This window comes from Micromonospora sp. L31, from assembly GCF_052068075.1.
Taxonomy (GTDB): Bacteria; Actinomycetota; Actinomycetes; order Mycobacteriales; family Micromonosporaceae; genus Micromonospora; species Micromonospora purpureochromogenes.
Window position 1 is genome coordinate 1 of the sequence record NZ_JBQHDC010000025.1, and the last position, 2,538, is coordinate 2,538.

Sequence of the window (2,538 nt, forward strand, 5' to 3'; positions counted from 1 at the left end):
TCCATGCGGAACCACCGGATCACTAAGCCCGACTTTCGTCCCTGCTCGACTTGTAGGTCTCGCAGTCAAGCTCCCTTGTGCCTTTACACTCTGCGAATGATTTCCAACCATTCTGAGGGAACCTTTGGGCGCCTCCGTTACATTTTAGGAGGCGACCGCCCCAGTCAAACTGCCCACCTGACACTGTCTCCCTGCCCGATAAGGGCAGCGGGTTAGAAGGTCAATACAGCCAGGGTAGTATCCCACCGATGCCTCCACCGAAGCTAGCGCTCCGGTTTCCAAGGCTCCTACCTATCCTGTACAAGCTGTACCAACATTCAATATCAGGCTGCAGTAAAGCTCCACGGGGTCTTTCCGTCCTGTCGCGGGTAACCTGCATCTTCACAGGTACTATAATTTCACCGAGTCTCTCGTTGAGACAGTGCCCAGATCGTTGCGCCTTTCGTGCGGGTCGGAACTTACCCGACAAGGAATTTCGCTACCTTAGGACCGTTATAGTTACGGCCGCCGTTTACTGGGGCTTCAATTCGCACCTTCGCTTACGCTAAGCGCTCCTCTTAACCTTCCAGCACCGGGCAGGCGTCAGCCCCTATACTTCGCCTTACGGCTTCGCAGAGACCTGTGTTTTTGCTAAACAGTCGCCTGGGCCTATTCACTGCGGCTTCTCGGGGCTTTAACACCCTAAGAAGCACCCCTTCTCCCGAAGTTACGGGGTCATTTTGCCGAGTTCCTTAACGAGAGTTCTCTCGATCACCTTAGGATTCTCTCCTCGCCTACCTGTGTCGGTTTGCGGTACGGGCACCTCTCACCTCGCTAGAGGCTTTTCTTGGCAGTGTGGAATCAGGAACTTCGCTACTAAATTTCGCTCGCCATCACAGCTCAGCCTTTACGGGAAACGGATTTGCCTATTTCCCAGCCTAACTGCTTGGACGCGGATATCCAATACCGCGCTTACCCTATCCTCCTGCGTCCCCCCATTGCTCAAATGGTGAGGAGGTGGTACAGGAATATCAACCTGTTGTCCATCGCCTACGCCTTTCGGCCTCGGCTTAGGTCCCGACTAACCCTGAGCGGACGAGCCTTCCTCAGGAAACCTTAGGCATTCGGTGGACGGGATTCTCACCCGTCTTTCGCTACTCATACCGGCATTCTCACTTCTAAGCGCTCCACCAGTCCTTCCGGTCTGACTTCACAGCACTTAGAACGCTCTCCTACCACTGTTCGTAAGAACAGTCCGCAGCTTCGGTGATACGTTTAGCCCCGGTACATTTTCGGCGCAGAGTCACTCGACCAGTGAGCTATTACGCACTCTTTAAATGGTGGCTGCTTCTAAGCCAACATCCTGGTTGTCTAAGCAACTCCACATCCTTTTCCACTTAACGTATACTTTGGGACCTTAGCTGGCGGTCTGGGCTGTTTCCCTTTCGACTACGGATCTTATCACTCGCAGTCTGACTCCCAAGGATAAGTCATCGGCATTCGGAGTTTGACTGAATTCGGTAACCCGGTAGGGGCCCCTAGTCCAATCAGTGCTCTACCTCCGAGACTCTTACCTTGAGGCTAGCCCTAAAGCTATTTCGGAGAGAACCAGCTATCTCCAGGTTCGATTGGCATTTCACCCCTACCCACACCTCATCCCCGCACTTTTCAACGTGCGTGGGTTCGGGCCTCCATTCAGTGTTACCTGAACTTCACCCTGGACATGGGTAGATCACCTGGTTTCGGGTCTACGACCACGTACTCATGCGCCCTATTCAGACTCGCTTTCGCTGCGGCTCCGCATCTTCTGCTTAACCTTGCACGGGATCGTAACTCGCCGGTTCATTCTACAAAAGGCACGCCATCACCCTTTAACGGGCTCTGACTACTTGTAGGCACACGGTTTCAGGATCTATTTCACTCCCCTTCCGGGGTGCTTTTCACCTTTCCCTCACGGTACTGGTTCACTATCGGTCACTAGGGAGTATTTAGCCTTGGGAGATGGTCCTCCCGGATTCCGACGGAATTTCACGTGTTCCGCCGTACTCAGGATCCACTCTGGAGAGAACAACATTTCAGTTACAGGGCTGTTACCTTCTTTGGCGGGCCTTTCCAGACCTCTTCGCTTATATCGTTCCTTTGTAACTCCGTATAGAGTGTCCTACAACCCCAAGAGGCAAGCCTCTTGGTTTGGGCTGTTCCCGTTTCGCTCGCCGCTACTCAGGGAATCGCATTTGCTTTCTCTTCCTCCGGGTACTTAGATGTTTCAGTTCCCCGGGTATGCCTTCTCATACTCTATGTATTCAAGTATGGATACTACTCCATTACGAGCAGTGGGTTTCCCCATTCGGAAATCTCCGGATCAAAGCTTGCTTACAGCTCCCCGAAGCATATCGGTGTTCGTCCCGTCCTTCATCGGCTCCTAGTGCCAAGGCATCCACCGTGCGCCCTTTCTAACTTAACCATTTCTTACTTTAGAAAGAATCACTATGTGTGATGAACTTTGCATTGCATTCAATGTGAATGTATTACTTATTGTTATCTAGTTTTCAAAGAACA

1 rRNA gene is annotated in these 2,538 nt (G+C 52.1%); it reads right to left on the reverse strand.

The features are described from left to right. Window positions 1-2,443: ribosomal RNA gene (locus ACTMS9_RS30550) — 23S ribosomal RNA — on the reverse strand; the annotation flags it as partial. Window positions 2,444-2,538 lie beyond the last annotated feature (95 nt).